A 24,520-nucleotide genomic window follows, 5' to 3' on the forward strand; every position below is an offset into this window, starting at 1 on the left:
AGCACCCTGCCGCCCTGACGCCAGACTGTCAAGCACCCTTTACACCCCGATCAGCCCAGCGGCAGCCGGTAGCGCCGGGCGGGATCGGGCTCGGCGATCCGGTCGTAGAGCCGCTGCGCGGCGTGGTTGTCGGCCTCGGTCTCCCATTCGATCCGGCGCCAGCCCGCCGCCCGACCTTCGACCGCCAGATGGGCGATCAGCCGCTCGCCCAGCCCCTGACGCCGGGCGAAGGGCGCGATCCAGAGGTCTTCCAGAAGCGCCACGTGACCGGCGCTGAACGTGTGCCACCGCAGCACCACATGGGCGAGGCCCGCGGGCCGCCCCCCGACCCGGATCAGCCAGCCCCAGAGCGGCGCCTCCGGGTCCAGCAGCCGCTGCCAGATCACCGGCAGGTCGGACCAGGCGACCTCGGGCGCCCGGAAATGCCGCAGATTGTCCTGCCAGAGCGTTTCCCAATCGGCGCGATCCGCCGCGGCAAGGCGCCCGATCTCGATGCTTTCCATGGCCATTCAGGCCCCTCCTGTCGTCTGCCCGGCCAGATTCCGCTCGGCCGCCGAGGCCTCGACCATCCAGCGGCTCAGGTTGCGGACCCGCCGGTCGCGGGCCAGCGCCTCGGGGTAGACGAGGTAATAGCCGCCCCCGGTCCCGACCCGATGCGCGAACAGCGGCATGAGCCGCCCGGCGCCCACGTCGAAGGCCGCGATCTCGGCCCCGGCCAGCGCCACGCCCGCCCCGTCCATCGCCGCGCGCAGGGCCAGCCCCGCGCTGTCGACCATCATCACCGCCTGCGGCCGGATCGGGCCGCCCGGCAGCGTGGCATTCCAGCGGGCGTAATTCTCCTTGCGATGCACGGACAGGAACAGCGTCATGCCGCTGATCCGCGCCCGCATCGCCGCCGGATCACCGCCGCCGAGCGAAGGCGCGCCGAAAAGGCCCACGGTTTCGGGAAACAGCAGATCCGCGCGCAACCCCTCCCACTGCCCCTGCCCATGGCGCACCGCCGCATCGGCGACCCCGGCCGCAAGGTCCACCGCCTCCTGCGTGGTGGAGATCAGCAGGTCGAAGCCGTTACGCTCGAACGGGTAGCGGGTCAGCCGGGGCGAGAACCAATGCGCGGCGAAGGTGGGCAGCATCGACAGCCGCAGCGGCCCGGTATTGCGGTCCTGCTTCAGCCCGCCCACCGCCTCGATGATCCGGGTGAAACCGTCGGTCAGATCGGGGGCCAGCCGGGCGCCCGCCTCGGTCAGTTCCAGCGCCGGGCCGACCCGGCGCATCAGCGTCAGACCCAGCGCATCCTCCAGCCCCCGCAGTTGATGGCTGACCGCCGAGGGCGTCACCCCCAGTTCCAGCGCCGCCTCCTTGATCGACAGATGACGCGCCGCCGCCTCAAAGGCGCGCAGCGCGTTCAAGGGAACGGTCAATCGTTGGGGTCCGGGTCTATCCATGCATCCTCGCACCCGGCACTATCGCCGATCCGGGGCGGGAAGCGAACCGGGCTTTCTCAGCCGCGCGTGAAAAAGGCTCACTCGCCAGCGCCATCTCCTGCCCCGAGACTGGCGCCAGACCCGCAACCGAGGGAGCGCCCGCATGCCCACCGACGCCGCAACCGCCCCCCGGGCCGAGTCCTGCGGCCCGGTCTGGATCGACGGTTCCCTGAGGGCCGCGGCCGAGGTGCGATTGCCGCTGCTCACCCATTCCCTGCACCATGGCGACGCGGTGTTTGAGGGGATCCGCGCCTATGACGGCCGCCTGTTTCTGGGGCGCGAGCATCTCCGGCGGCTCGGCCGCTCCGCCCAACGGCTCGGCTACACACTGCCCTGGCGGGTCGAGGATCTGCTGGCCGCGGCCGCCGCCGTCCTCTGGGCCGGGGGGCTGACGGACGCCTATCTGCGGCCGGTCGTCTGGCGGGGCGAGGAAGGGTTCAGCCACTCGGGCCGGGGATGCCGGGTGCATACCGCCATCGCCGCCTGCCACCTGCCCCCGCAGGTCGAGGGGTTGCGCCTGGTCCTGTCGGACTGGCGGCGGCCCGGGCCTGACATGGCTCCAACCCAGGCGAAATGCGCGGGGCTCGACCTGACCGCCAGCCTGTCGCGCGCCGCAGCCCTGCGCAGCGGGCATGACGACGCACTGATGCTGGACGGCGCGGGCCGGATCGCGGGGACCACGGCCGCCAATATCGTGCTGGTGCGGGGCGGCACGCTTCACTCGCCCGAGCCCGTCTCCGTCCTCGACAGCCTGACCAAGCGGCATGTCTTCGCGCTGGCCCGGACCCTCGGCCTGCCGGTCCAGGAGGGGCCGGTCACCCTCGCCGATCTGGAGGCGGCAGAGGAAGTCTTCGTCACCGGCACCCTGGTCGAACTCTGCCCGGTCCTCTCGCTCGACCGCCCCGGCGGGCACTATATCTGGCCCAAGGGGCCGGTCACCGCCGCGCTGCGCAGCGCCTTCGAGGCCTCGACCCGGGTTCAGGCGTAATGCCAGACCAGCACCAGACCCAGACAGACAACGACCACCCGCAGCACCTGCGGATTGACGCGCCGCGCCAGCCTGCCACCGAGGACGCCGCCCAGCGCCGCGCCCAGAAAGACCAGCGCCGCCGGTCCCCAGGCCACCGCGCCGCCCAGCGCGAAGATCAGCACCGCGATGCTGGTCGCGAGGGTCGCCAGCGCGTTCTTCACCACGTTCTGCCGCCGCAGATCGCCGCCGCCCGTCACCACCAGCAAGGCCAGCAGCAGCACGCCCAGCCCGGCGCCGAAATAGCCGCCATAGAGCGCCACAACCCCCTCGGCGATGCCCGCGACGCGGGGCGGCACCCGCGCCTGCCGCCGGGCCAGCCAGCCATTGACCACCGGCCCCAGGGCAAAGAGCAGCGTCGCGAACAGCAGCAGCCACGGGATCAGCCGCCGGAACAGCGCATCGCCCGAGACCAGCAGCAGCCCCGCGCCCAGGGCCGAGGCCAGCGTGAAGACCGCCACCCGCCCGGGCCGCGCCAGCAACTCCTGCCTGAGCAGCGCGCCCTCGCCGATCAGGCTAGCGGCATGGCCGGGCCAGATCGCCAGCGCGCTGGTCGCCCCGGCCGAGACCGGCGGCAGGCCCACTGCCAGCAGCGCCGGGAAGGTGAAGAACGTGCCCCCGCCCGCAATCGCGTTGCAAAGACCGCCCAGCAGCCCCGCCCCCGCCAGCAACGCCATCTCCGTGATCTGCATGCCTTCCTCCGCCATTCTGTCGCGCGATCCTGACACGGGGGCTGGAAAAATGTATCGCGGCGGTGTCGGGTGATGTCGTGGAGGTGCCAGAATGCAGCAGGACGCAAGGGGCGGCTATGTCGAGGACGGCAGCCCGGTGATCGGCATCATTACCGGCTTCACCCCCGCCACCATGCCCGAAGCCCATGCCCATCAGCGCGGCCAGCTGGCCTGGTGCCCCGACCGGCCGGTGACGGTCGAGACCGGGCGCGCGCTGCATCTGGTCTCGCCCGGGACGGCGATCTGGCTGCCGCCCGGCCATCGCCACCGGATCCGGGCTGTGGGCCCGCGGCAATCGGTCAACCTCTACGCCCTGCCGGACGCCGCACCGCTGCCCTCGCGGCCCGCCCCCTTCCGGCTGGCGGCGCTGGAGCGGGAACTCTTCCGCAGCCTCGCCGGCGCCTCGCGTGCCGAGCGGCGCGACGCGGCCTTCGCGCGGATGGCGGCGGTGCTCTGGGACCGGCTCGACCGTCCCGCTGGTGCGACCGCCCTGCCCCTGCCCGCCGATCCCCGGCTGCGCCGCATCGCGCTGGCGCATCTGGAGGGCGACGACCGCCCGCTCGATGCCTGGGCCGAGGCGCTGGCGCTGTCCCGCCGCAGCCTGCAACGGCTGGTCACGCGCGAGACCGGGCAGAACTGGGCGACATGGATGCGCGATCTGCGGCTCTCGCGGGCCATCGCCCCGCTGATGGCGGGCCAGAGCGTCCAGTCTGCCGCCCATGCCGCGGGCTATGCCACCGCCAGCGGCTTCGTCGCCGCCTTTCGCGCCGCGCATGGGATCACCCCCGGTCAGGTGCAGCGCCGTCTGGAGGCCTGACCTCAGCCCGCCCGCCGCTCCAGCACCAGCCGCAGCGCAAAGGCGATCAGCACGCTGCCGGTCACCGCATCGAGGATCCGCGGCAGACGCGGCCCGCCCAGCGCCCGCTGGAACGGGATGGTCGCGGCGGTGATCGCGGCGAAGAACGCCAGCCCCATCGCCGCGTGGATCCCCGCCAGGAGCACGCTGAACGGCACCACCGGCACGCCTGCGGGCAGGAATTGCGGCAGGAAGCTGAGGTAGAAGACCCCGACCTTGGGGTTGAGCAGATTGGTCATCACGCCCCGCAGGAACCAGTTGGGCGCCACCGGGGCCGCGACCTTCGGCAGGCCCGGCATTTGCGGCCGTGCCGCCGAGCGCAGCATGCCCAGCCCCAGCCAGATCAGATAGGCCGCGCCCGCCAGTTGCAGCACCCGGTAGGCAAGTTCCGAGACGGCCAGCACCGCCCCCAGCCCCAGCGCCGCGATCAGGCCCCAGACCAGAACCCCGGTCACCACACCCGCCCCCGCCAGCATCGCCCGGCGCGGCCCCTCGACCGCCGCCGTGCGCAGGACCAGCGCGGTGTCCAGCCCCGGGGTGACGGTCAGAAGCGCCGCCGCCAGCGAAAAGCCCAACAATGCCGTAGTGATATCCATGCCTTACGCTCCGATCTCCTGCAGGAAGGCCGCGAGGATCGCCTGCCCCTCGGGCCACTCGCCCAGCTTTGCCGCGCCGTTCAGATGACCGCGCGCCCCAAGGCGCAGCGCCCGGGCGCCCTGCGTCTCGGCCCAGCCTATCGCCTTACCCGCCGGATCATAGGGATCATCCGCGCTGGCCACCGCCAGAACCGCCTGCGCGCCGAAGCCCGCCCCGGGCAGCAGGCCAAAGGCGCGGGCCGCGGCCGGAAAGGAGGGGCCTTCGGGATCGGGCACCGCCACCAGAAAGGCCGCGGCGACGGGCAGCACCGAGGCCGCGCGCCACTGGGCGAAGAGCAGGCAGCCCAGCGAATGGCAGATCAACACCGGCGGCCGGGGGGCGGCCACAACCGCGCGTTCCAGCGCCGCGATCCAGTCGCCAAGCTCCGGCTGGTCCCAGGATCGCGGCGCAAGGCGGCTCGTCCCGGGCCAGAGCCCCTGCCAGAGGCTTTGCCAATGTTCCGGCCCCGACCCGCCGATCCCCGGCACCATGACGAACCTTTGCTGCATGAGTCGCTCCTGACCATCGCCTGCCCCGCAGCCTCGCCGCCCCCGGCCGCGCGGGGAATGGCGAATCATCGGAATTTGCGCCAATCTGCCGATGATTTAACGGATCTGGAGGCAGTTCATGCCCCCCCATGACCTCGACCGCCTGGATATCGCCATTCTGGAGGCGCTGCAGGACAACGCCCGCACCCCGCTTTCCGAGATCGGGCGCCGCATCGGCCTGTCGCAACCGGCCATCTCGGAACGGGTGAAACGGCTGGAGGAGCGCGGCATCATCGCGGGGTATGCCGCGCGGCTCGACCCGGCGGCACTGGGGCTCGGCATGATGGCGATCATCCGGCTGAAAACCACGCATGAGCATATCCAGCCCGCGCTTCGCGCCTTCGCCCAGATGCCGCATGTGATCGAGGTTCACCGCCTGACCGGCGAGGATTGCTTCCTGCTCAAGCTGCTGGTTCCGACCCCGGGCCAGCTGGAAAGCATCGTCGACACCATCGCCCGTTTCGGCGCGGTCACCACCTCGCTGGTCCTGCGCTCGGAACCCGTGAAGCCCTTGGGCAAGGCGCTGCTGGGATGACAGGTGCCCGGCTCAGCGCTGTTCGTCGGCGATGAAACGCGCCACCGCCTCCTTGTTGCCGGGGTCGATCAGCCGCTCGCCATCGGCCACAAGATCGGCGAGGCTCTGCGCCCGCAACGCCGTGCGCCAGGCCTGTTCGGCGCCCAGCATCCGGGTCTTGATGAAGCAATCGGATTTGTAGACGCAGGGATCCTGCGCCTTGCCGGGTCCCCGGCGGCGGATCTCGCGGCACAGGAAGGCGGGTTCAGCCCCATCAATCGCCTCGACGATATCGAGAAGGGTGATCTGCCCCGGCTCCCGCGCCAGCCGATAGCCGCCCCGGGGGCCGGGCACCGCCTCGACCACCCCCGCCGCCGCCAGCGCCCGCAGATGCTTCAGCAGATAGGATTCCGAGACGCCGTGCAGCGTGGCTAGGCTGCGGCCGGTCAGCACCTTCCCCTCGGGCACGGCAGCCAGCACCAGCGCCGAATGCAGCGCCGCCTCGACCCCGTCGCTCATCTTGCGCATCCGACCCTCGCTTTCGGCCCCCAATCATGGATATATATTATCCATGATTCGACGCAACCCAAGGAGAAACCGCATGTCAGCCCGGATGAGCATCCCCCGCCTCGCCCCCGATCTTTACAAGGCGGTCAGCGCGCTGGACTTGGCCGTCACGCAGTCGGGGCTCGACAGCCGCCTGCTGCATCTGGTGAAACTGCGGGCCTCGCAGATCAACGGCTGCGCCTATTGCGTTGATCTGCATGTGAAAGAAGCGCTTGCCGACGGCCTTGACCCGCAGCTTCTGCATCTGGTCTCGGTCTGGCGGGAATCGCCTTTCTTCAACGCCCGCGACCGGGCGGCGCTGGACTGGACCGAAAGCGTGACCCTGGTCGCCACCACCGGCGTGCCCGATGCCGTCCATGCCCAGCTGCGCGAGGTCTTCTCGGAGGGCGAGATCGCCCGGCTGACCATCGCCATCGGCACGATCAACCTGTGGAACCGGATCGCCGTCAGCTCCCGCCTACAGCACCCGGTCTGACGGCCGCCCTCAGGCCTTGAGCGCCAGCGCGCCCCCCGCCAGGATCATCGCGCCCCCCGCCGTGCGCCGCGCCGCCCGCCGATACCGCCAGCCCTGCGAGGCGGCGGCGATGCGTCGGGCGGCCACGGCATAGGCGATCTTCACCCCTGCCACAGCGACCACCGTGATCGTGGCAATCAGCGCCACATCCCCCGCCGTGACGCTGAGCGGATCGACGAAGACCGGAAACAGCGCCGCGTAGAATAGGATCGCCTTGACGTCGCCCAGCGTCAGCCCGACCCCGGCGGCAAAGCTGATCCAGAGCCCGCCCCGCCCGGCGCCCGCCCCCGTCGGCGCCACCCCGGCGCTGCGGATCAGGCTGAGGCCGAACCAGACCAGATAGGCGGCGGCGGCATAGCGCAGCAGGGTGAAAAAGGTCCCCAGAACCTCGGCCATCGCCGCCAGCCCGGCGAGGGCCAGCGCCACGAAGATCAGATCGCCCAGCGCGATCCCCAGCGCGGCGGCGATCCCGTGCCGCACCCCCTGCGTGGCCGAGCGCACCACCACCAGCGCCACGCTGGAACTGGGCAGGGCCGCCAGCGCCACCATGGCCAGAAACAGCGACAGAGTTTCCGCGATGGACATGAGCGACCCTCCCCCGGTCAACCGACATACCGGAGGCCATGGTAAGCGCCGCCCGTCGCAGGCGGCAACCCGTGCGGGTTGAAAAGACCGGGCCGGACGCGCCACTCTGGTCCCGATGGCCCCGCCACAGGGGCGGCAGTCGGGTCGACAAGATGGAAAGCACAGCAGACAGGATCATCGCCGCGGCCGAGGCGCTGTTTTACGAGCACGGGCTGCGCAGCGTCGGGGTCGAGGCGATTGCCGAACGCGCGGGCGTCACCAAGCGCACGCTCTATAACCATTTCGACAGCAAGGACGCGCTGATCGCCGCCTATCTCCAGGCCCGGGACAGCGCCACGGTGGACCGCTATCGCAGCTGGCTGGGCGACCCTGCCCTGCCCCTGACCGAGCGGGTGACGCGCCTGTTCGCGGCGCTCGCCCAGCACGCCGCCCATCCCCGCTGGCGCGGGTGCGGCTTCACCCGGGCGGCGGTGGAGCTGGCCGGTCAGCCCGGGCACCCGGCCGTGCAGATGGCGGCGCGGCACAAGACCGGGTTCGTGGGCTGGCTGGAGCGGGAATTCCGTGACGCCGGGGCAAACGATCCCGCACGCCTCGCCGCCCATATCGCCCTGCTGATCGAGGGGGCGATTGCCCGGATGCTGATCCACGGCGACGCCGCCTGCGCGCTATCGGCCGGAGAGGCCGCTGTGACGCTGGTCATCGCCGACCGCAACGCAGCCCCTGAGCGCGAGGCCCGCGCGCCCGAGTATACCGAGGAGTGAATGGCCCCCGCCCGCAAGATGGCTAGGCTCGGCCCATCCTTGAACGGGAACGCACCATGTCGACACCAGCCAAGGGGCGCTGGACCCCGGCTCTTCTGACCGCCCTGATCGCGGCGGGCACCATCCTGTCGCTGTCGATGGGGCTGCGCCAGAGCCTCGGCCTGTTCATGGAGCCGATGGCGCGGGCGGGCGCGGTGAGCGTCGCGACCTTCGGCTTCGCCATGGCGCTGCAGAATCTGGCCTGGGGGATCGGGCAACCCTTCATGGGCGCGATCTGCGACCGCTTCGGCGGGCGGCTGGTCGTGGCGGTGGCAGCGGTCCTCTATGGTGCGGGGCTGGCGCTGATGGCCATGGGCGGAACCCTGGGCTTCTACCTCGGCGGCGGGCTGCTGATCGGGCTGGCGGTCGCCGCCACCTCGCATGGCGTGCTGGTCGGGATCGTCTCGCGCCTCGCCTCCCCCGCCATCCGCGCCACCGCCGTGTCGATCCTCGCCGCGGCGGGCTCGCTCGGCACCTTCGCCGTGGCTCCGGCGACGCAGGGCATGATCGACCGCTGGACCTGGCAGGGCGCGTTGGCGGGCTTGGCGCTGCTCGCGGCCCTGATGACCGGCATGGCCCTGCTTTTCCGCCGCCCCCCGGCCGAGGCCCCGGGCGCCGCCCCCCGCCCCGACGCCTGCCGCGCGATAGCCTTGGCCCTCTCCAGCCGCCCCTTCGTCATCGCCACGCTCGCCTTCTTCGCCTGCGGGTTCCAGCTGATCTTCATCGCCACCCATCTGCCCAATTTCATCGCGCTCTGCGGCCTGCCGCCCTCGGTCGGCGCCACGGCGCTGGCGCTGATCGGCCTTTGCAACGCGCTGGGCACGCTGGTGGCGGGCTACCTGTGCCAGCGCTGGGGGAACGAACCGGTTCTGGCATTGATCTACCTGCTGCGGACGCTGGCCATCGCGCTGTTCTTCACCCTGCCGGTCAGTGTCGAATCGACGCTGATCTTCGCCGCGGCGATGGGGTTCCTGTGGCTCAGCGTGGTGCCGCCGGTCAGCGGCATGATCAACGGCCTCTTCGGCCCGGCCAATTTCGGCACGCTCTTCGGGGTGATGTTCCTCAGCCACCAGATCGGCGCCTTCCTCGGGGCGTGGCTGGGCGGGCTCAGCTATCAGATGAGCGGCAGCTACGCGACCGGCTGGCTGGCGCTGATCGCGGTCGGCATGGCGGCCGCAGCGCTGCAATTCTGGGGCGGCGGACCGCGGGCGGAGCGCCTGCCGGCGCCGTGACGGGCTGGCGCGCCATCGACAACCGGGCGGGGATGAATTATCTATAATTCATGAAGCAAGCTCCCGACGAGACCCAATCCGCCCGCATCGCCCGCGTCCTCGCCGACCGCATCATCGCCGGTGAGATCCCGCCCGGCGCGCGGCTGCGGCAGGACCATATCGCCGCCGAATTCGGCGCGAGCCATGTCCCGGTGCGCGAGGCGTTCCGCGAGTTGCAGACCCAGGGCCTGGCCGAAAGCGAACCGAGGCGCGGCTTCCGCGTCACCGAATTCGACGTCGCAGAGTTGCGCGAGGTGGCCGAGATGCGCGCCAGCCTCGAATCCCTCGCCCTGCGGCATGCCGCGCCCCACATGACCCGCGCCCTTCTTCAGGCAGCCGAAGAGGTTACGCGCCACGGCGACAGCGCCAGCAACGTCCGCGACTGGGAGGCGGCGAACCGCCGCTTCCATCGCCTGATCCTCGCCCCCTGCCGGATGCCGCGCCTTCTGCGGACCATCGACGACCTGCAGGCGGCCAGTGCGCGTTTCCTCTTCGCCGCCTGGCGCCGGGACTGGGAGGCCCGCACCGATCATGACCACCGCGCCATTCTGGACGCGCTGCGCAAGGGCCAGACCGACCTGGCCTGCACCACGCTCGCGCGGCATGTCGGCTGGATCGGAAAGCGCAAGACCGCGGTAAAAAATGCTGACGCCAGAGAGACTTACGAGATTTCCGGCTGATTATCTATAAATCAGATTGCCGAGCCGCCACCTCTCCTCCGTAATTATAGATAGATTCGATGCCTATCTTCGGAGGACAGACCCATGGCATTTCTCGACCCCTCGCAGACCCGCCCCGCCGCCCTCTGGCGCGGCCTCGGGCTGGCGCTGTTCGGCGCGGCGCTGATCACGCTGGGCGCCAAGATCCAGATCCCGTTCTGGCCGGTGCCGATGACCCTGCACTCGCTGGCGGTCTTCTTCCTGGCCGCTACGCTCGGCCCGCGGCTGGGGCTGGCGGCGATGGCGACCTATCTGGCCGCCGGGGCCATGGGGATGCCGGTCTTTTCCGGCACGCCCGAACGCGGCATCGGGCTGGCCTATATGGCCGGGCCGACCGGCGGCTACCTTGCGGGCTATCTGCTGGGCGCGGGGCTGACCGGCTGGCTGGCGCAGGGGCGCGGGTTGATCGGGCGTTTCCTGGCGATGCTGGCGGGCCTCGTCGTGGTCTATGCCCTCGGCCTTGCCTGGCTGGCGCTCTACGTCCCGGCGCCGGGGTTGCTGGCTGCGGGTCTCACGCCCTTCCTGCTCGGCGATCTGGTCAAGCTGGCGCTGGCCTCGGGCCTCATCGCGGCCATCGCCCGCCTCCGGACCCGCGCGGCATGATCCGCAGCGACTGGACCATGGCGGAGGCCAGGGCGATCCACGCCCTGCCCTTCGCCGACCTGATGCACCGCGCCCAAAGCCTGCACCGCGCGCATTTCGACCCCAACGTGATCGAGACCGCGAGCCTCCTCAGCATCAAGACCGGCGGCTGCCCCGAGGATTGCGGCTATTGCTCACAATCGGCCCATCACGAGACCGGGGTCAAGGCCACCAAGCTCATGGGAACCGAAGAGGTTTTGGCCGGCGCCCGGCGCGCCAAGGCCGCCGGAGCGCAACGGTTCTGCATGGGCGCAGCCTGGCGCAGCCCCAAGGACCGCGACATGGACAAGCTCTGCGCCATGGTGCGGGGCGTGTCCGAGCTGGGGCTGGAGACCTGCATGACGCTGGGGATGCTGTCGCCCGAACAGGTCGCGCGGCTGAAGGCGGCGGGCTTGGATTTCTACAACCACAACATCGACACCTCGCCCGCCTATTACGCGCAGATCGCCAGCACCCGCACAATGGAAGACCGCCTCGACACGGTCGAACAGGTCCGCAAGGGCGGGATCAAGGTCTGCTGCGGCGGCATTCTGGGCATGGGCGAGGCCGAGGAGGACCGCATCGCCATGCTGGTGACGCTGGCCACGCTCCCCGCCCATCCCGACAGCGTGCCGGTGAATCTGTGGAACGAGATCGAGGGCGTGCCGGTGCAGGCGCGCGCCCAGGCCGTCGATCCCTTCGCGCTGGTGCGCATCGTGGCGCTGGCCCGCATCCTGATGCCCGCCTCGGTCGTCCGCCTGTCGGCCGGACGCACAGGGATGAGCGATGAATTGCAGGCGCTGTGCTTCCTTGCCGGGGCGAATTCGATCTTCGTCGGCGATCAGCTCCTGACCACCGGCAACCCGGCGGCCTGGAAGGATCAGGATCTGCTGACCCGTCTGGGCATGCAGGTCGCCCCAGCACAGGCCCGCCCCCGGGTCGCGGCGGAATAGGCTCAGCCCGGGAAGGTCCGGGACAGGATCGCCACCGCCTTGGCGATCCTCCCCTCGTCCAGCGCGGCATAGCCCAGACGAAAGGCCTGCGGCGCCGGACCCTCCAGCGCAAAGCGCGCCCCGGGCAGCAGCGCCAGCCCCGCCTGACCGGCGCGCTCGGCCCACAGATCCGCCGACACCCCCGCGCAGCGCAGCCAGAGCGCCAGCCCCCCGGCCGGCAGGTCGAACGCCGCCCGCCCCGCCAGATGCGTGTCCAGCAGCCCCGCCAGCAGATCCCGCCGCGCCCGGTAGACCCGCCGCGCCTTTCTCGCGTGACGCCCCAGATCACCGTCGCGGATCAGCTCCGCCAGCGCCGCCTCAAGCGGCGCGTCGCCCTGCCGGTCAATGGCGGCCCGCGCCTCGGCCATCCGCAGCAACAAGGGCTCGGGCGCCAGCGCATAGCCCAGCCGGATGCCCGGCGAGAGCAGTTTCGACAGCGACCCCACATAGATCAGCGGCAGGTCCTCGGGCGCGCGGGCGGCCAGCGGCAGCACCGGGCGCCCCTCGAACCGGTATTCGTGGTCGTAATCATCCTCGATCAGCGCGACTCCGTGGCGTTGCGCCAGTTCCAGCAGCTGCAACCGCCGGGCCGCGCCCATGCTCACCGTGGTCGGGTATTGGTGATGCGGCGTGACATAGACCGCCCGGATGCGCTGATCCTGAGCCAGCGCCGCGTCCAGCGCGTCGATCCTGAGGCCGCCGCCATCCACCGGCAGCCCCCGCACCCCGGCCCCAGCGGCGCGGAACGCCGCCCAGGCCAGCGGATAGCCCGGCTCCTCGACCGCGATCAGCTCGCCCGGGGCCAGGACCGCCCGCGCGGCCAGAAACAGCGCCATCTGGCTGCCCCGCGTGATCAGCAACCGTGCCGGATCGGCCACCACGCCGCGGTCCGTGGCCAGATACCCGGCCAGCGCCTGCCGCAGCGACAATGTGCCCCGCGCATCGCCGTAATCGGCCCCGGCGCGGAAGGCGGGCGACAGCAGCGCCCGGCGAAAGGCCCGGGCCAGCGCCTTGTCGGGCACCAGCTTGGGGTCCGGCGCCCCATCGGTGAACGCGAGCCCCGCGCGCGGCGCCACCGGCTCGACCGGCACGGGCGCCGCCGACCGCGCCAGCATCCCCTGCGGCAGATCCTGCGTCACAAACGTCCCCCGCGCCGGTTCCGCCTGCAACCAGCCCTGCGTCAGCAGCTCCTGATAGGCGGCATCGACCGTATTGCGGTTCACCCCCAGCTCGCGCGCCAAGGCCCGCGTGCCGGGGAGCCGCGCCCCGGGCTTCAGCCGCCCCCGGGTGATGTCGCGGGTGATCGCCTCGGCGATGGCGAGGAACAGCGGGCCGCTCTGGCCCGGGTCGATCTCGAGGGCAAGGGGGTCGCGCATCGTTGAAACCGGCCTATCCCAATCTTCCATACTGGCCCTTCTGGCTGGGCCAGTGATTTGCCAAAGAGGGACGAAAGACAAGAGGCTCCGATGACGAAAACCGCCCTGATCCTGCGCCATGTGGCCTTCGAAGACCTGGGCAGCTTCGCCCCGGTGCTGAAGGAGGCGGGCTACCACCTGCAGGGGATCGACGCCGGGATCGACGCATTGCCCGACCCGCTGGCCGCGGATCTGGTCGTGGTGCTGGGCGGGCCGATCGGCGTGAACGAGGGCGCCACCTATCCCTGCATGGATCAGGAGCGTGACTGGCTGATCCCGCGGCTGGCGGCGGATCGCCCGACCCTCGGCCTCTGCCTCGGCGCGCAGCTGATGGCGGCGGCGCTGGGGGCCCGCGTCGCGCCGCTGCCCGCGAAGGAGATCGGCTTCTCGCCCCTGACGCTGACCGAAGCAGGCCGGGCGGGGCCGCTGAACCATCTCTCCGAGGTGCCGGTGCTGCACTGGCATGGCGAGGCCTTCGAGATCCCCCAAGGCGCGGATCTTCTCGCCTCGACCCCGGCGTGCGCCACCCAGGCCTTCGCCCGGGGCCGGACCCTCCTCGGCCTGCAATGTCACCCCGAGGCCGGGATGCTGCCCGATTTCGAACGCTGGCTGATCGGCCACAGCACGGAACTGGCCCATGCCGGGCTGGCGCCGGAAGACTTGCGGCAGCAGGCCCGTCAGCACGGCCCGGCACTAAGGGCCGCAGGGCAGGCGATGATCGGCCAATGGCTGCGGGAGCTGCATCCGTGAGCGCCATAACCCTGCTGACCGGCCGCAAGGCCCCCCTGCCCGGCAGCGAGACCCTGAGCGGCATCGCCAAGACCCCGGTCGACCGCCCGCTGACGCTGGGCGCCGAAGGGTTCGAGGGCGACGAACAGGCCGACCGGCGGGTGCATGGCGGGATCGAGAAGGCGGTGCACCACTATCCGCGCGACCATTACCCGACCTGGCGGGCCGAGCTGGGCGCGTTGCCGCCCCTCGCCGCCCCCGGCGGCTTTGGCGAGAACCTGTCGACCTCCGGGCTCACCGAAACCGAGGTTGCCGTGGGCGATGTCTTCCGGCTGGGCGGCGCGCTGCTTCAGGTCTCGCAGGGACGCCAGCCCTGCTGGAAACTGAACCTCCGCTTCGGCGTCCCCGACATGGCCCGGCGCGTGCAAGAGACCGGGCGCAGCGGCTGGTATTACCGCGTGCTCCAGACCGGCTTGGTCGCCCCCGGCGACCGGCTGGAAGTGATCGACCGTCTGGCACCGGACTGGACGCTTCACCGGCTCTGGCGCGCGCTCTATGTCGACCGGATGAACCTCGCGGAACTCGAAGGCATCGCCGCGCTGGAGGTGCTGGCCGAGGGCTGGCGGAAATACGCGATCCGTCGGCTGGAAAGCCGCCGGATCGAGGATTGGAGCGCAAGACTGGACGGCACCACATGAAACGCCCCCCTTTCGTCATTTCGATCCAGAGCCAGGTGGTCTTCGGCCATGTCGGCAATTCTGCCGCGCTCTTCCCGATGCAGGCGGCGGGGCTGGAGGTGGCGGCGATCCCCACGGTGCTCTTTTCGAACACCCCCCATTACCCGACCCTGCGCGGCCGCCCCCTGCCGCCCGATCTCTTCGCCGAGCTGCTGCAAGGCGCGCGCGAACGCGGGCTGCCCGAGCGCGCGGATTATCTCCTCACCGGCTATATCGGCTCGCCCGAGGTGGCCGGGATGGTGGCGGATTTCGTGGCCGAGGCGAAGGCCGCGAACCCGCGCCTGCGCTACATCTGCGACCCGGTGATGGGCGACACCGGCCCCGGCCTCTATGTCCCCGAAGCCATCGCCGGCGTGATGCGCGACCGGCTGCTGCCGATGGCCGATATCGCCACGCCGAACCCCTTCGAACTGGCCTGGCTCACCGGGCAGCAGATCCGCACGCTTGGTGATCTGGAAGCCGCCCGCGCCGCCCTCCCCCTCGCGCCCGAGGCGCAGGTGATCGCCACCGGCTGCGTGCTGGAGGACACCGGCGAGGGTCTGCTGGAGACCGTCCTCCTCGGCCCCGGCCCGGCCAGCCGCCACCGGACCACACGCCTGCCCATCGCCCTGCCCGGCACCGGCGATCTGTTCACCGGGCTGGTGGTCGCGGGCATCGGCCAAGGCCTGACCCTGCCCCGCGCCATCGAGACCGCCCAGACCCTCACCGCCCGCGCGCTTTGCCACGCGGATGCACTGGGCGCGGGCGAGGTGGTGCTGAGCGAGCCCGAGTTTCGCCGCGCGCTGCTGACGCTGGGAGAGGGCTGAGGCAGGGAACGGCTGCGGACTAACCCGACACCACCGTCCAGCGCTTCAGCCGCAACAAGTCACCCGCTGCCTGGGCAGCGACACCATCCTGAAACATCAAGGGGGAAGTGGCGCACCCAGCACGATTCGAACGTGCGACCTTTGCCTTCGGAGGGCAACGCTCTATCCAGCTGAGCTATGGGTGCTTCCTGCGCCCCGTATAGCGCCGGGTTCGCGGGGCTGCAACGGGGGAAATGGCCTGTGGCGGCGATGGCGCCCGACTTGCGGGCCGGGCGCCGGGGTGCCCTCAGCCGAAGAGGTCGTGGCAGAACTCCAACGCCTCGATCAGCGCGTCGACCTCGGCCTCGGTGTTATAGAGCGCGAAGGAAGCGCGGCAGGAGGCGTTGATGCCCAGATGCTCCATCAGCGGACCAGTGCAATGCTGACCGGCGCGGACCGCGACGCCCTTCTTGTCCAGAACCGTCGAGATATCATGGGCATGCGCGCCGTTGTTCATGGTGAAGCTGAAGATCCCGCCCTTGCCCGGCGCATCGCCCTGCACATTGAGCCAGTTCAGCCCCTTGAGCCGTTCGCGGGCATAGGAGGCCAGCGCGCGCTCATGCGCGGCGATAGTCTCCATGCCCAGACCCATCATGTAGTCCAGCGCCACGCCCAGACCGATTTGCTGAACGATTCCGGGGGTTCCCGCCTCGAACTTATGCGGCGGATCGTTATAGATCACGTCGTCGCGCGTGACCTCCTTGATCATGTCGCCACCGCCGATGAAGGGCCGCATCTCGGCCTGACGCTCGCGGGTGATGTAGATCGCGCCGGATCCCGAGGGGCCATAGAGCTTGTGGCCGGTGATCGGGTAGAAATCGACCCCCAGATCCTGCACATCGACCGGCATATGCACCGCCGATTGCGAACCATCGGCCAGGATCGGCACGCCCCGCGCCCGACACCCGGCGGCGATGGTCTTGATGTCAACGACCGTGCCCAGTACGTTGGACATATGGGTCACGGCCACCAGCTTGGTCTTGGGCGTGATCGCCGCCAGCACCCGTGCCGGGTCCAGCGAGCCGTCGGCCTCGGGCTCGACCCAGACCAGTTTCACGCCCTGCCGCTCGCGCAGGAAATGCCAGGGCACGATATTGGCGTGGTGCTCCATGACCGAGAGGACGATCTCGTCCCCGGCCTGCATCCGTGGCGCGGCCCAGCCGTAGGAGACCAGGTTGATCCCCTCGGTGGTGCCGGAATTGAACAGGATCTCGTCCTCATGCCCGGCGTTCAGGAAACGTCTGACAATGCCGCGCACCGCCTCGTATTTGTCCGTGGCAAGGTTCGAGAGGTAATGCAGCCCGCGGTGGACATTGGCGTATTCCATCGAATAGGCCTGCGCGATGGCGTCGATCACCACCTGAGGCTTCTGGGCCGAGGCGCCGTTATCGAGATAGACCAGCGGCTTGCCGTTCACCTGCCGCGACAGGATCGGAAAGTCGCGGCGGATCGCCTGAACGTCATACATTGGAAATCTCCGGCGGGGCGAAGCCCAGGAACAGCAGGACCATCGACAGCAGGAAGCTGAGGATCAGCAGCGTCATGAAGCCGCCGACCAGCACGGTGACGCGCGACTTGAAGCCGTGCAGGGCGCAGACATACCCGACCAGCACCCAGATCGACAGCGCGACCGAGGCCACGCCGATCGGGATGTTGAGGAAGGGCAGCACCAGCAGCGCCACGACCTGCACCAGCAGCAGCGCCGCCGTCACCATCTGCATCCAGCCGACCAGCCAGACCGCGTCGAGGAAATTCCCCGTCCCGCCGAAGGCCCGGCCGACGAAGGTCACCACGGCGATGACGATCAGGTTCATCAGCCCCTGCGTCGCGGCAAAGGCGAAGGGCGCGGGCAGTAGGTCATGTTCGCCCATCAGCACCGGCAGCACATAGAGCAGCACCACCGAGACCAGCACCGCCGCCCCCAGCAGCATCCAGCGGATCACGGGCGGCGGGTTCAGGGCGATGATGCGCCGCCCGCCCTCGACCGGATCGGCGAGCGAGAGGCGGATCAGCGGGAAAACCTCGGTCATTGGCGGGTTCCTTAGGCCGGCTGCGAGCCGGGCTCGAGCGCGACCCGGAGGCCCGCGACGAGGATCGAGATGAAGGCGGCCAGCGCCGGCAGCCCCAGGACGAGGCTTTGCACCCCCGGCCCGATGAAGCCCGCGGCCAGCCCATAGAGCAGAAAGAGCGGCGCCGCCGCCAGCACCGCCCAGAAGATGCCGAGCCGCAGCGCGAAGCCGTCGACCGGCCCCGCCAGCCGCAGGATCAGGGACAGGATCCCCCCCAGCGCGTAAAACACCAGGGGGGCGATGAAGACCCAGGCGAAGAGCGCCCCGGCCAGCAGCGCATCGAGCGGCACTTCCTCGTCCAGATGCGCCTCGCGCGCCAGACGCGGCCATTGGGCAATGAAGATCAGCCCGCAGCCCAGCATCAGATAGACCAGGATGCGGGCCTCGCGCCGGTCGCCCTGCAGGCGGCGCAGCACCGTCCGGGGACGGCGATAGCTGGCGAGGATGTCGGTGGTCAGCGCCATGGCCTAGTGCGAATGCCTCTCCAGCCAGCGGCGCAGCCTGAGCCGCATGTCGTTGGCGATGTCCTCGTCGTCGATCTCGTCCAGCGCCTCGGCCAGGAAAGCCAGCACCAGCAGCAGCTTCGCTTCTTCTTCCGGCACGCCGCGGGCACGCAGGTAGAACAGGTGATCGGCGCTGATCTCGCCCGAGGTCGAGCCATGCGAGCATTTCACGTCATCGGCGTAGATCTCAAGCTCGGGCTTGGCCAGGAACTGGCACCGCTCGTCCATCAACAGCGACTGGCTCAGCTGGTAGCCATCGGTGAGCTGCGCCGCCTGCTCGACCAGGATCTTGCCCTGGAAGACACCGACCGCGCCGTCGCGCAGCACCTTCTTGAACACCTGACGGCTTTCGCAGCCGGGGGCCTGATGGGCCACGAAAACCGTGTCGTCGTGGTGGAAGGCCCCCTCGCCCAGCGCCGCGCCGGCGACATGGGCGGTGCCGTCCTTGCCGGCCAGCCAGACCATCACCTCATTGCGCATCAGGCGGCCGTTCATCGACAGTGAGAAGGACTTGAGCGTCGCCTTCTCGGCCACGCGGGCGAAGATATGCGTGACGGCCTTGCGCTCGTGGTCGCGGCCCATGGTGCGGACATGGTGCAGCGCCGCGCCCTCGCCCACCTCGGCCTCGATCACCATCGAGGCGCGGGCGGCCACGGGGCCGTTTTCCAGGAGCGTCAGCTCGGCGCCTTTTTCCAGCTTCACCACATGGTGCAGCGTCACGGCGCTGTCGCGGCCCGCCCGGCGATAGATCAGCGAGACGGGGCGCTTCACCTTGCCGGTGGCGCGGATCAGCACGCCGTCGGTGGCCAGCGCCGAGTTCAGCGCCGCCAGCGGCCGCGGCACCGGGCTTTGCCCTGCCGCCTCGAGCGTGCCGTAAAGATCCTTCGCCCAATGGATATCGGCCGACTCGGCCAGCCGGGTGATCTCCAGCCCCTCGCCCGCCAGCGCATCGCTGTCCTCGGCCGAGAAGACACCATCGACGAATACGATCTTCAGCCGGTCGATGCCCTGATACATCGGCGGCTCGTCAGTGATCTTGAACACCTCGGCCGGGCGGACCTCGGTCGAGATCAGCTTGTCGGGGTTGGTGTAGGACCAGTATTCGTCGCGCCGGTCGGGCAGCGTCAGCTCGGCCACCCGGGCCATCGCCGCCTCACGCGCCGGTTTCAGCCAGGCGGGCGCCGTGGGCAGGGTCAGGCCGGCCAGCCTGTCGGCCGTGGCCTGCTGGCGCGCCGCACGCCGGGCCGCCCGGGGGCTTGCCGCTGCGCTCATGCCTGCACCTCGGCCAGGATATCGGCATAGCCGTTCTCTTCGACCTCGAGCGCCAGTTCCGGCCCGCCGGTCTTGATGATCCGGCCATTGGCCATGATGTGCACGACGTCCGGTTTGATATGGTCCAGAAGCCGCTGGTAGTGGGTGATGACCAGGAAAGCGCGGCCTTCGGAGCGCAGCGCGTTCACGCCCTCGGCCACCAGCTTCATCGCATCGACGTCGAGACCCGAGTCGGTCTCGTCCAGGATGCACATGCGGGGCTCCAGCATGGCCATCTGCAGGATCTCGTTGCGCTTTTTCTCGCCGCCCGAGAAGCCGACGTTGACCGGACGCTTCAGCATCTCGGCGTCGATCTTCAGATCCTTGGCCTTGGCGCGGATCACCTTGAGGAACTCGCCCGAAGAAAGCTCGGGCTCGCCGCGCGCCTTGCGCTGGGCGTTCACCGCGGTGCGCAGGAAGGTCATGTTGCCGACGCCCGGGATCTCGACCGGGTATTGGAAGGCCAGGAACAGGCCATGGGCCGCGCGTTCCTCGGGCTCCATGTCCAGCAGGCTCTCACCATCCAGCGTGGCGGTGCCATCGGTGACTTCATAGCCGTCGCGCCCGGCCAGGACATAGCTCAGCGTCGACTTGCCCGAGCCGTTCGGCCCCATGATCGCATGCACCGAGCCCGCCTCGACCGACAGGCTCAACCCTTTCAGGATGGCCTTGTCCTCGTCTTGAAGCTTGACGTGCAGGTTGTTGATTTCCAGCATTCTTTCCTCATTCCGGCCGTCGGGCCGAGCTTGTCCGCCGCCTCAGCGACGCATCACGAATTTCGCCGACAGGTGGCTCAGGACGACGGCGATCACCGCCGCGAAGGCTGCCATGCCCCGGCCGCCCGGGTACCAGATCGGATAGGTCAACGACATCATCAGCACCACGCCGATGGCCACCAGAAGCACATAGCGCGGGCGCGGTTCCCCGGCCGAGAGCAGCCATTTCAGGTTCATTGCATACTCCGCTCTTGTCGCGCGCGCGCGCACAATTCCCGGGGAAACGCCTCGACCAGCTGGCGCTGCACCTCGGCCACGACGTCCCTGTCCGCCGCGCGCGCGGCTCCGGTTTCGACCTCGTGCAGGGCTTCGGACAGGCTGCGCGCCCGCCGGTCGCCCCGCCGGACCGAATAGAAATAATCATAGAACTTGAACGGATCGAGCCCGTCGAGCCAGACATTCGGAATGCCATAGGCATCGGCCACGATCAGGCCATGCAGGCTGGTGGAAATCACCGCCTCGCAGCCCGCGATCTGGCGAACCACCTCCCAGGGATCGGCAAGCCGCACGTCGATCAGGCGAAAACCGGCGCTGCGCAGCTGGTCGATCTGGGCCGGCTCGTTCCATTGCTGGTGATGCGGCACGAGGCCGATCCCCGACCGCGCGCTCACGGCGGGCTGAATCCGCGAGACCAGAAGCCCCGGATCCCCGAAGGGACCGGAATATCCGGGCAGTCGCTGGGCGGTGAATGGGCCGCGCAATGCCTTGATCCGAGAGGGAAGTTCCGGCCCGGCGTCCAGGGCCGGGCGCAGATTCAGCACGCCTGATCCCCAGATATAGGGCAAAGGATGCTCGCGGCTTTCGAGCCTTTCGCGCACTGGTCCGAAGCCCAGGACGCTGCCGATCGCCAAGAGGTCACACTCGGCTGGCGACGCCCAGACGACCTGCCGTCCAGAGACCGAGGCGACGATATCCGGGTTGATCGCATCGCCGAAATTGGGCTTGCCGTTCCACCAATAGAGCCGCAGCGGCCCGGCCTCGTCGGTGGCCAGCCCCTGCTCTCCGTGCCTGTCCTCTGCCACGCCTGACATGCCGCTTACCTCACACCAAGGCCACGGGGCCCGATACCGAAACGCGTCGGCCCGATACCCCGGCTCCCCGGCTTCACCCCACCGACCCTTCGAGCGAGATGGCGACCAGCGCCTGCGCCTCCATGGCGAATTCCATCGGCAGGGCCTGCAGCACCTCGCGGCAGAAACCGTTGACCACCAGCGCCACGGCCTCTTCCTCGTCCATGCCGCGCTGGCGGCAATAGAAGAGCTGGTCGTCGTCGACCTTCGAGGTGGTGGCCTCGTGCTCGACCCGGCTCGAGGCGTTCTTCACCTCGATATAGGGCACCGTATGCGCGCCGCATTGATCGCCGATCAGCAGGCTGTCGCATTGCGTGTAGTTGCGCGAGTTGGTGGCCTTGGGGTGCATGGTGACCAGCCCCCGGTAGGTGTTCTGCGCATGCCCCGCCGAGATCCCCTTCGACACGATCCGCGAGCGCGAATTCTTGCCCAGGTGGATCATCTTGGTGCCGGTGTCGGCCTGCTGCCAGTTGTTGGTGATGGCGATGGAATAGAACTCGCCCGAGGTGTCGTCACCGCGCAGGATGCAGGACGGGTATTTCCAGGTGATGGCGGACCCCGTTTCGACCTGGGTCCACATCACCTTCGCCCGGTCCTCGCGGCAATCGGCGCGCTTGGTGACGAAGTTGTAGATGCCGCCCTTGCCGTCCTCGTCGCCCGGATACCAGTTCTGGACGGTCGAATACTTGACCTCGGCATCCTCGAGGATGACGATTTCCACCACCGCCGCGTGCAGCTGGTTGGTGTCGCGCTTGGGCGCGGTGCAGCCCTCAAGGTAACTTACATATGCACCTTTATCGGCAATAATGAGCGTGCGCTCGAACTGGCCGGTGTTCTCCGCGTTGATGCGGAAATAGGTCGACAGCTCCATCGGGCATTTCACCCCCGGCGGAACATAGACGAAGGACCCGTCCGAGAAGACGGCCGAGTTCAGCGTGGCGAAGAAATTGTCCGAGACCGGCACGACCGAGCCCAGATATTGCTTCACCAGATCGGGGTATTCGCGGATCGCTTCCGAGATCGAGCAGAAGATGACGCCCGCCTTCTTCAGCTCTTCCTTGAAGGTGGTGCCGACGCTGACGGAGTCGAAGACCGCATCCACGGCCACCTTGCGGGGCGCCGCGACATCGCCATCCGCGCCCTCGACGCCCGCCAGAACCATCTGTTCCTTCAGCGGGATGCCCAGCTTCTCATAGGTCGCCAGCAGCTTCGGATCCACCTCGTCCAGCGACTTCGGCTTTTCCATCATGCTCTTGGGTTTGGCGTAGTAATAGACGTCCTGATAGTCGATCGCCGGGATCTCCAGCATCGCCCAATCGGGTTCTTCCATCTGCTGCCAGCGGCGGAAGGCCTGCAGGCGCCAGTCGGTCATCCATTCCGGCTCGCCGTTCTTGGCCGAGATGAGACGCACGATGTCCTCGTTCAACCCCTTGGGGGCGAAGTCCATCTCGATCTCGGTTTCCCAGCCATACTTGTACTTGCCGGCCATCGACTGAACGGTTTCCACCGTTTCGCGGTCCACGCCGTCGCGCACGTCCGCCGTATTGTCCAAAGCCGCCATATCGTCGTCTTCCCGTTATCGCGGCAGGTCTGCGCCTGCCTGTTTCATGCGTTCACCGGCCCGCTTGAAGGCCCGGCCATAGGCTGCGGCGAAGCGCAGCGCGTCTTCCTTCGTCACCCCCGGGCCGATCGAGACCCTGAGGGCCGCGCCCGCCTCGGCCTCCGAATAGCCCATCGCGCGCAGCACGCGGCTGGACGTGACCTTGCCCGAGGAACAGGCGGACCCGGCCGAAACCGCGAAGCCTTGAAGGTCCATGGCCATGACCTGCGTCTCGCCCTTCCAGCCGGGCGCGATCAGGCTCAGCGTGTTGGGCAGGCGTGGGAGGCCCTTGGAGACCAACATAATCCCGGGACAGGCGTCTTCCAGAGCCGATTCTAGAAGATTTCTAATCTCGGCGACCTCGTCCCAGACGCCGTTCGCAAGGTCAAGGGCCGCAGCCTCGGCGGCCGCGCCGAAACCGGCGATGCCCACCACATTCTCGGTCCCGGCCCGGCGGCCCATTTCCTGCCCGCCGCCCTTGATCTGCGCCCCGACATCGAGGCCCCGGCGCAGCGCCAGCGCGCCGATCCCCTTCGGCCCGCCCAGCTTGTGGGCGCTGACCAGCCCCATGGCGCAGCCCAGCCAGTTGAACGCCAGCGGGATCTTGCCGAAAGCCTGGGTCAGGTCGCTGACCGCCAGCCCTTCGGGCAGGTCCTGAACGATGCCGGTCTCGGAATTGGCCAGTTGCAGGCTGCTGACCGCCGGCTCCGCCACCGCGACCACGCCATCGCGCCCGGTGGGTAGCTCGGCGCGACACCAAGCCGCAACCGCGTCATGCTCGACACCCGCGCAGACCAGATCCCGCCCCGCATGGGCCAGAGCCGCCGCCTCGGTCGCGCCCGAGGTGAAGACGATATCCGCCCCGTCGGCGCCCAGCGCCGCGGAAACCTGCGCCCGCGCCCGTTCGATCAGGCCGCGCACCGCCCGCCCCTCGGCATGGATGGAGCTGGCGTTGCCCACCAGATCCAGCGCCGCGATCATCGCGGCGCGCGCCTCGGGCCGGAGTGGCGCACTGGCGTTCCAGTCGAGGTAGAGCCGTGCGCTCATGCCGTGACCTGAAACAGGGTCGGCACCGCCGGGCAGGGTTTCAGCCCGTTGGCGGCGACATCGGCCAGCGTCGTCTGGTGCAGGAAGACATAGACCTGGGCCGAGAGCGATTCCCACAGCCGGTTGGTCATCGACTGGGCCTGCGAGCCGGACACCCCGCCCGAGGCCCCTGCCCCCAGCTCCATGGCGCTGACCGTCTCCTCGACCGCCTCAAGCACCTCGGCCACGCGGATATCTGCGGGCTCGCGCGCCAGACGATAGCCGCCACCGGGGCCGCGCACGGATTCGACCAGCCCGGCACGGCGCAGCTTGACGAAGAGCTGTTCCAGATAGGGCTGGCTCACATCCTGACGCCGGGCGATTTCCGCCAGCGAGACATGGCGCACGCCGGCCCGACGTTGTAGGATCGCCAGATCCACCATTGCCACCGTCGCATAGCGGCCCTTGGTCGACAGTTTCATCGTACAACCCCTCGGTGAAAGCCCCTGGCCTGCGGCGAAACGCGCAAAACGATTGACGGGCCGGGCCGCCTTGCTTAACTGCTATCCCGCCC

The 24,520-nt window shown here is 69.4% G+C and carries 30 protein-coding genes and 1 tRNA gene; 12 read left to right on the plus strand and 19 right to left on the minus strand.

What is annotated here, in order from left to right; all coding sequences use genetic code 11:
* Positions 1–50 precede the first annotated feature (50 nt).
* Together VDQ18_RS04380 and VDQ18_RS04385 are read right to left on the minus strand one after the other, a co-directional pair.
* Entirely contained in the window at positions 51–509 is a 459-nt protein-coding gene (locus VDQ18_RS04380) for a GNAT family N-acetyltransferase (RefSeq protein ID WP_323019801.1), read from the minus strand.
* Positions 510–1,445, minus strand: coding sequence for a LysR substrate-binding domain-containing protein (locus VDQ18_RS04385; RefSeq protein WP_323019802.1), 936 nt, complete (start codon positions 1,443–1,445; stop codon positions 510–512).
* 142 nt (positions 1,446–1,587) lie between these two features.
* Here VDQ18_RS04385 and VDQ18_RS04390 point away from each other — a divergent pair, with 142 nt between their 5' ends.
* Positions 1,588–2,472, plus strand: a complete 885-nt coding sequence (locus VDQ18_RS04390; RefSeq protein ID WP_323019803.1) for an aminotransferase class IV — start codon at positions 1,588–1,590, stop codon at positions 2,470–2,472.
* Here the strand turns inward: VDQ18_RS04390 and VDQ18_RS04395 are convergent.
* Complete coding sequence (locus tag VDQ18_RS04395; protein WP_323019804.1) at positions 2,463–3,203, minus strand: sulfite exporter TauE/SafE family protein; 741 nt, start codon at positions 3,201–3,203, stop codon at positions 2,463–2,465. The genes VDQ18_RS04390 and VDQ18_RS04395 overlap by 10 nt on opposite strands.
* Positions 3,204–3,294: 91 nt before the next feature.
* Here VDQ18_RS04395 and VDQ18_RS04400 point away from each other — a divergent pair, with 91 nt between their 5' ends.
* Positions 3,295–4,059, plus strand: a complete 765-nt coding sequence (locus VDQ18_RS04400) for a helix-turn-helix transcriptional regulator (RefSeq protein ID WP_323019805.1) — start codon at positions 3,295–3,297, stop codon at positions 4,057–4,059.
* A gap of 2 nt (positions 4,060–4,061) precedes the next feature.
* Here the strand turns inward: VDQ18_RS04400 and VDQ18_RS04405 are convergent, their stop codons facing one another.
* Positions 4,062–4,694 carry a LysE family translocator gene (locus VDQ18_RS04405; protein WP_323019806.1) on the minus strand — a complete coding sequence of 211 codons (633 nt, stop codon included), beginning with the start codon at positions 4,692–4,694 and terminating at the stop codon, positions 4,062–4,064.
* Between the two features lie 3 nt (positions 4,695–4,697).
* Entirely contained in the window at positions 4,698–5,243 is a 546-nt protein-coding gene (locus VDQ18_RS04410; RefSeq protein WP_323019807.1) for an RBBP9/YdeN family alpha/beta hydrolase, read from the minus strand.
* Positions 5,244–5,361: 118 nt separating this feature from the next.
* On the opposite strand from VDQ18_RS04410, the gene VDQ18_RS04415 reads away from it, so the two are divergent.
* A complete protein-coding gene (locus VDQ18_RS04415; protein WP_107750649.1) occupies positions 5,362–5,817 on the plus strand; it encodes an Lrp/AsnC family transcriptional regulator in 456 nt (151 codons plus the stop codon).
* A 12-nt stretch (positions 5,818–5,829) separates the two neighbouring features.
* Here VDQ18_RS04415 and VDQ18_RS04420 read toward each other — a convergent pair whose 3' ends face one another.
* A complete protein-coding gene (locus VDQ18_RS04420) occupies positions 5,830–6,315 on the minus strand; it encodes an Rrf2 family transcriptional regulator (RefSeq protein ID WP_323019808.1) in 486 nt (161 codons plus the stop codon).
* Positions 6,316–6,397: 82 nt separating this feature from the next.
* Here VDQ18_RS04420 and VDQ18_RS04425 point away from each other — a divergent pair, with 82 nt between their 5' ends.
* Positions 6,398–6,838 (plus strand): carboxymuconolactone decarboxylase family protein, encoded by a 441-nt coding sequence (locus tag VDQ18_RS04425; protein WP_323019809.1) that lies wholly within the window; start codon positions 6,398–6,400, stop codon positions 6,836–6,838.
* A 9-nt stretch (positions 6,839–6,847) separates the two neighbouring features.
* Here the strand turns inward: VDQ18_RS04425 and VDQ18_RS04430 are convergent, their stop codons facing one another.
* Positions 6,848–7,462, minus strand: coding sequence for a LysE family translocator (locus tag VDQ18_RS04430; protein ID WP_323019810.1), 615 nt, complete (start codon positions 7,460–7,462; stop codon positions 6,848–6,850).
* A gap of 152 nt (positions 7,463–7,614) precedes the next feature.
* Between VDQ18_RS04430 and VDQ18_RS04435 the strand changes: the two genes are divergently transcribed.
* The 5 genes from VDQ18_RS04435 (at position 7,615) to bioB (ending at position 11,826) form a co-directional block, all read left to right on the plus strand.
* Positions 7,615–8,223 (plus strand): helix-turn-helix domain-containing protein, encoded by a 609-nt coding sequence (locus tag VDQ18_RS04435; RefSeq protein ID WP_323019811.1) that lies wholly within the window; start codon positions 7,615–7,617, stop codon positions 8,221–8,223.
* A gap of 56 nt (positions 8,224–8,279) precedes the next feature.
* Positions 8,280–9,494: an MFS transporter gene (locus VDQ18_RS04440; RefSeq protein WP_323019812.1), complete on the plus strand. Its 1,215-nt coding sequence runs from the start codon at positions 8,280–8,282 to the stop codon at positions 9,492–9,494.
* A gap of 50 nt (positions 9,495–9,544) precedes the next feature.
* Positions 9,545–10,213, plus strand: coding sequence for a GntR family transcriptional regulator (locus VDQ18_RS04445; RefSeq protein ID WP_323019813.1), 669 nt, complete (start codon positions 9,545–9,547; stop codon positions 10,211–10,213).
* A gap of 84 nt (positions 10,214–10,297) precedes the next feature.
* On the plus strand, positions 10,298–10,855 hold the full coding sequence (locus VDQ18_RS04450; RefSeq protein WP_323019814.1) for a biotin transporter BioY: 558 nt from the start codon (positions 10,298–10,300) through the stop codon (positions 10,853–10,855).
* Positions 10,852–11,826: a biotin synthase BioB gene (gene bioB, locus VDQ18_RS04455; protein WP_323019815.1), complete on the plus strand. Its 975-nt coding sequence runs from the start codon at positions 10,852–10,854 to the stop codon at positions 11,824–11,826. Before VDQ18_RS04450 ends, bioB begins: the two co-directional genes overlap by 4 nt.
* Positions 11,827–11,828: 2 nt before the next feature.
* Here the strand turns inward: bioB and VDQ18_RS04460 are convergent, their stop codons facing one another.
* Positions 11,829–13,241, minus strand: coding sequence for a PLP-dependent aminotransferase family protein (locus VDQ18_RS04460; protein WP_323019816.1), 1,413 nt, complete (start codon positions 13,239–13,241; stop codon positions 11,829–11,831).
* A 90-nt stretch (positions 13,242–13,331) separates the two neighbouring features.
* On the opposite strand from VDQ18_RS04460, the gene VDQ18_RS04465 reads away from it, so the two are divergent.
* Genes VDQ18_RS04465 through pdxY form a run of 3 tightly spaced genes read left to right on the plus strand, consistent with a single transcriptional unit; the run spans position 13,332 to position 15,552 of the window.
* Positions 13,332–14,030 carry a glutamine amidotransferase gene (locus tag VDQ18_RS04465; protein ID WP_323019817.1) on the plus strand — a complete coding sequence of 233 codons (699 nt, stop codon included), beginning with the start codon at positions 13,332–13,334 and terminating at the stop codon, positions 14,028–14,030.
* On the plus strand, positions 14,027–14,707 hold the full coding sequence (locus VDQ18_RS04470) for an MOSC domain-containing protein (RefSeq protein WP_323019818.1): 681 nt from the start codon (positions 14,027–14,029) through the stop codon (positions 14,705–14,707). The genes VDQ18_RS04465 and VDQ18_RS04470 overlap by 4 nt, the downstream gene beginning before the upstream one ends.
* Positions 14,704–15,552, plus strand: a complete 849-nt coding sequence (gene pdxY, locus VDQ18_RS04475; RefSeq protein ID WP_323019819.1) for a pyridoxal kinase — start codon at positions 14,704–14,706, stop codon at positions 15,550–15,552. The genes VDQ18_RS04470 and pdxY overlap by 4 nt, the downstream gene beginning before the upstream one ends.
* Positions 15,553–15,660: 108 nt before the next feature.
* On the opposite strand, the gene VDQ18_RS04480 is transcribed toward pdxY, so the two are convergent.
* From VDQ18_RS04480 to VDQ18_RS04530, 11 genes are all read right to left on the minus strand, one after another.
* Positions 15,661–15,737: transfer RNA gene (locus tag VDQ18_RS04480), tRNA-Arg, on the minus strand.
* A 101-nt stretch (positions 15,738–15,838) separates the two neighbouring features.
* A complete protein-coding gene (locus VDQ18_RS04485; protein WP_107750697.1) occupies positions 15,839–17,059 on the minus strand; it encodes a cysteine desulfurase in 1,221 nt (406 codons plus the stop codon).
* Positions 17,052–17,621 carry a YIP1 family protein gene (locus VDQ18_RS04490; RefSeq protein ID WP_323019820.1) on the minus strand — a complete coding sequence of 190 codons (570 nt, stop codon included), beginning with the start codon at positions 17,619–17,621 and terminating at the stop codon, positions 17,052–17,054. Before VDQ18_RS04490 ends, VDQ18_RS04485 begins: the two co-directional genes overlap by 8 nt.
* An 11-nt stretch (positions 17,622–17,632) precedes the next feature.
* Positions 17,633–18,124: a YIP1 family protein gene (locus VDQ18_RS04495; RefSeq protein ID WP_323019821.1), complete on the minus strand. Its 492-nt coding sequence runs from the start codon at positions 18,122–18,124 to the stop codon at positions 17,633–17,635.
* A 3-nt stretch (positions 18,125–18,127) separates the two neighbouring features.
* On the minus strand, positions 18,128–19,435 hold the full coding sequence (locus VDQ18_RS04500; protein ID WP_323019822.1) for a SufB/SufD family protein: 1,308 nt from the start codon (positions 19,433–19,435) through the stop codon (positions 18,128–18,130).
* Entirely contained in the window at positions 19,432–20,190 is a 759-nt protein-coding gene (gene sufC / locus VDQ18_RS04505) for a Fe-S cluster assembly ATPase SufC (protein ID WP_107750701.1), read from the minus strand. Before sufC ends, VDQ18_RS04500 begins: the two co-directional genes overlap by 4 nt.
* 42 nt (positions 20,191–20,232) lie before the next feature.
* Positions 20,233–20,427 carry a hypothetical protein gene (locus tag VDQ18_RS04510; protein WP_107750702.1) on the minus strand — a complete coding sequence of 65 codons (195 nt, stop codon included), beginning with the start codon at positions 20,425–20,427 and terminating at the stop codon, positions 20,233–20,235.
* Positions 20,424–21,281, minus strand: coding sequence for a polysaccharide pyruvyl transferase family protein (locus VDQ18_RS04515; protein ID WP_323019823.1), 858 nt, complete (start codon positions 21,279–21,281; stop codon positions 20,424–20,426). Before VDQ18_RS04515 ends, VDQ18_RS04510 begins: the two co-directional genes overlap by 4 nt.
* A gap of 73 nt (positions 21,282–21,354) precedes the next feature.
* Entirely contained in the window at positions 21,355–22,881 is a 1,527-nt protein-coding gene (gene sufB, locus VDQ18_RS04520; protein WP_323019824.1) for a Fe-S cluster assembly protein SufB, read from the minus strand.
* A gap of 15 nt (positions 22,882–22,896) precedes the next feature.
* Positions 22,897–23,967 carry a cysteine desulfurase family protein gene (locus tag VDQ18_RS04525; protein WP_323019825.1) on the minus strand — a complete coding sequence of 357 codons (1,071 nt, stop codon included), beginning with the start codon at positions 23,965–23,967 and terminating at the stop codon, positions 22,897–22,899.
* Entirely contained in the window at positions 23,964–24,428 is a 465-nt protein-coding gene (locus tag VDQ18_RS04530; RefSeq protein WP_323019826.1) for an Rrf2 family transcriptional regulator, read from the minus strand. Before VDQ18_RS04530 ends, VDQ18_RS04525 begins: the two co-directional genes overlap by 4 nt.
* Positions 24,429–24,520: the final 92 nt, after the last annotated feature.

Origin of the sequence: Pararhodobacter sp. (assembly GCF_034676075.1) — a bacterium.
GTDB lineage: Bacteria > Pseudomonadota > Alphaproteobacteria > Rhodobacterales > Rhodobacteraceae > Pararhodobacter.

What these genes read in the sequence shown, in the direction of transcription:
- VDQ18_RS04380 (WP_323019801.1), bottom strand. Translation starts at nt 509, where the DNA reads ATGGCCATGGAAAGCATCGAGATCGGGCGCCTTGCCGCGGCGGATCGC.
- VDQ18_RS04385 (WP_323019802.1), bottom strand. Translation starts at nt 1,445, where the DNA reads ATGGATAGACCCGGACCCCAACGATTGACCGTTCCCTTGAACGCGCTG.
- VDQ18_RS04390 (WP_323019803.1), top strand. Translation starts at nt 1,588, where the DNA reads ATGCCCACCGACGCCGCAACCGCCCCCCGGGCCGAGTCCTGCGGCCCG.
- VDQ18_RS04395 (WP_323019804.1), bottom strand. Translation starts at nt 3,203, where the DNA reads ATGCAGATCACGGAGATGGCGTTGCTGGCGGGGGCGGGGCTGCTGGGC.
- VDQ18_RS04400 (WP_323019805.1), top strand. Translation starts at nt 3,295, where the DNA reads ATGCAGCAGGACGCAAGGGGCGGCTATGTCGAGGACGGCAGCCCGGTG.
- VDQ18_RS04405 (WP_323019806.1), bottom strand. Translation starts at nt 4,694, where the DNA reads ATGGATATCACTACGGCATTGTTGGGCTTTTCGCTGGCGGCGGCGCTT.
- VDQ18_RS04410 (WP_323019807.1), bottom strand. Translation starts at nt 5,243, where the DNA reads ATGCAGCAAAGGTTCGTCATGGTGCCGGGGATCGGCGGGTCGGGGCCG.
- VDQ18_RS04415 (WP_107750649.1), top strand. Translation starts at nt 5,362, where the DNA reads ATGCCCCCCCATGACCTCGACCGCCTGGATATCGCCATTCTGGAGGCG.
- VDQ18_RS04420 (WP_323019808.1), bottom strand. Translation starts at nt 6,315, where the DNA reads ATGAGCGACGGGGTCGAGGCGGCGCTGCATTCGGCGCTGGTGCTGGCT.
- VDQ18_RS04425 (WP_323019809.1), top strand. Translation starts at nt 6,398, where the DNA reads ATGTCAGCCCGGATGAGCATCCCCCGCCTCGCCCCCGATCTTTACAAG.
- VDQ18_RS04430 (WP_323019810.1), bottom strand. Translation starts at nt 7,462, where the DNA reads ATGTCCATCGCGGAAACTCTGTCGCTGTTTCTGGCCATGGTGGCGCTG.
- VDQ18_RS04435 (WP_323019811.1), top strand. Translation starts at nt 7,615, where the DNA reads ATGGAAAGCACAGCAGACAGGATCATCGCCGCGGCCGAGGCGCTGTTT.
- VDQ18_RS04440 (WP_323019812.1), top strand. Translation starts at nt 8,280, where the DNA reads ATGTCGACACCAGCCAAGGGGCGCTGGACCCCGGCTCTTCTGACCGCC.
- VDQ18_RS04445 (WP_323019813.1), top strand. Translation starts at nt 9,545, where the DNA reads ATGAAGCAAGCTCCCGACGAGACCCAATCCGCCCGCATCGCCCGCGTC.
- VDQ18_RS04450 (WP_323019814.1), top strand. Translation starts at nt 10,298, where the DNA reads ATGGCATTTCTCGACCCCTCGCAGACCCGCCCCGCCGCCCTCTGGCGC.
- bioB (WP_323019815.1), top strand. Translation starts at nt 10,852, where the DNA reads ATGATCCGCAGCGACTGGACCATGGCGGAGGCCAGGGCGATCCACGCC.
- VDQ18_RS04460 (WP_323019816.1), bottom strand. Translation starts at nt 13,241, where the DNA reads ATGCGCGACCCCCTTGCCCTCGAGATCGACCCGGGCCAGAGCGGCCCG.
- VDQ18_RS04465 (WP_323019817.1), top strand. Translation starts at nt 13,332, where the DNA reads ATGACGAAAACCGCCCTGATCCTGCGCCATGTGGCCTTCGAAGACCTG.
- pdxY (WP_323019819.1), top strand. Translation starts at nt 14,704, where the DNA reads ATGAAACGCCCCCCTTTCGTCATTTCGATCCAGAGCCAGGTGGTCTTC.
- VDQ18_RS04485 (WP_107750697.1), bottom strand. Translation starts at nt 17,059, where the DNA reads ATGTATGACGTTCAGGCGATCCGCCGCGACTTTCCGATCCTGTCGCGG.
- VDQ18_RS04490 (WP_323019820.1), bottom strand. Translation starts at nt 17,621, where the DNA reads ATGACCGAGGTTTTCCCGCTGATCCGCCTCTCGCTCGCCGATCCGGTC.
- VDQ18_RS04495 (WP_323019821.1), bottom strand. Translation starts at nt 18,124, where the DNA reads ATGGCGCTGACCACCGACATCCTCGCCAGCTATCGCCGTCCCCGGACG.
- VDQ18_RS04500 (WP_323019822.1), bottom strand. Translation starts at nt 19,435, where the DNA reads ATGAGCGCAGCGGCAAGCCCCCGGGCGGCCCGGCGTGCGGCGCGCCAG.
- sufC (WP_107750701.1), bottom strand. Translation starts at nt 20,190, where the DNA reads ATGCTGGAAATCAACAACCTGCACGTCAAGCTTCAAGACGAGGACAAG.
- VDQ18_RS04510 (WP_107750702.1), bottom strand. Translation starts at nt 20,427, where the DNA reads ATGAACCTGAAATGGCTGCTCTCGGCCGGGGAACCGCGCCCGCGCTAT.
- VDQ18_RS04515 (WP_323019823.1), bottom strand. Translation starts at nt 21,281, where the DNA reads ATGTCAGGCGTGGCAGAGGACAGGCACGGAGAGCAGGGGCTGGCCACC.
- sufB (WP_323019824.1), bottom strand. Translation starts at nt 22,881, where the DNA reads ATGGCGGCTTTGGACAATACGGCGGACGTGCGCGACGGCGTGGACCGC.
- VDQ18_RS04525 (WP_323019825.1), bottom strand. Translation starts at nt 23,967, where the DNA reads ATGAGCGCACGGCTCTACCTCGACTGGAACGCCAGTGCGCCACTCCGG.
- VDQ18_RS04530 (WP_323019826.1), bottom strand. Translation starts at nt 24,428, where the DNA reads ATGAAACTGTCGACCAAGGGCCGCTATGCGACGGTGGCAATGGTGGAT.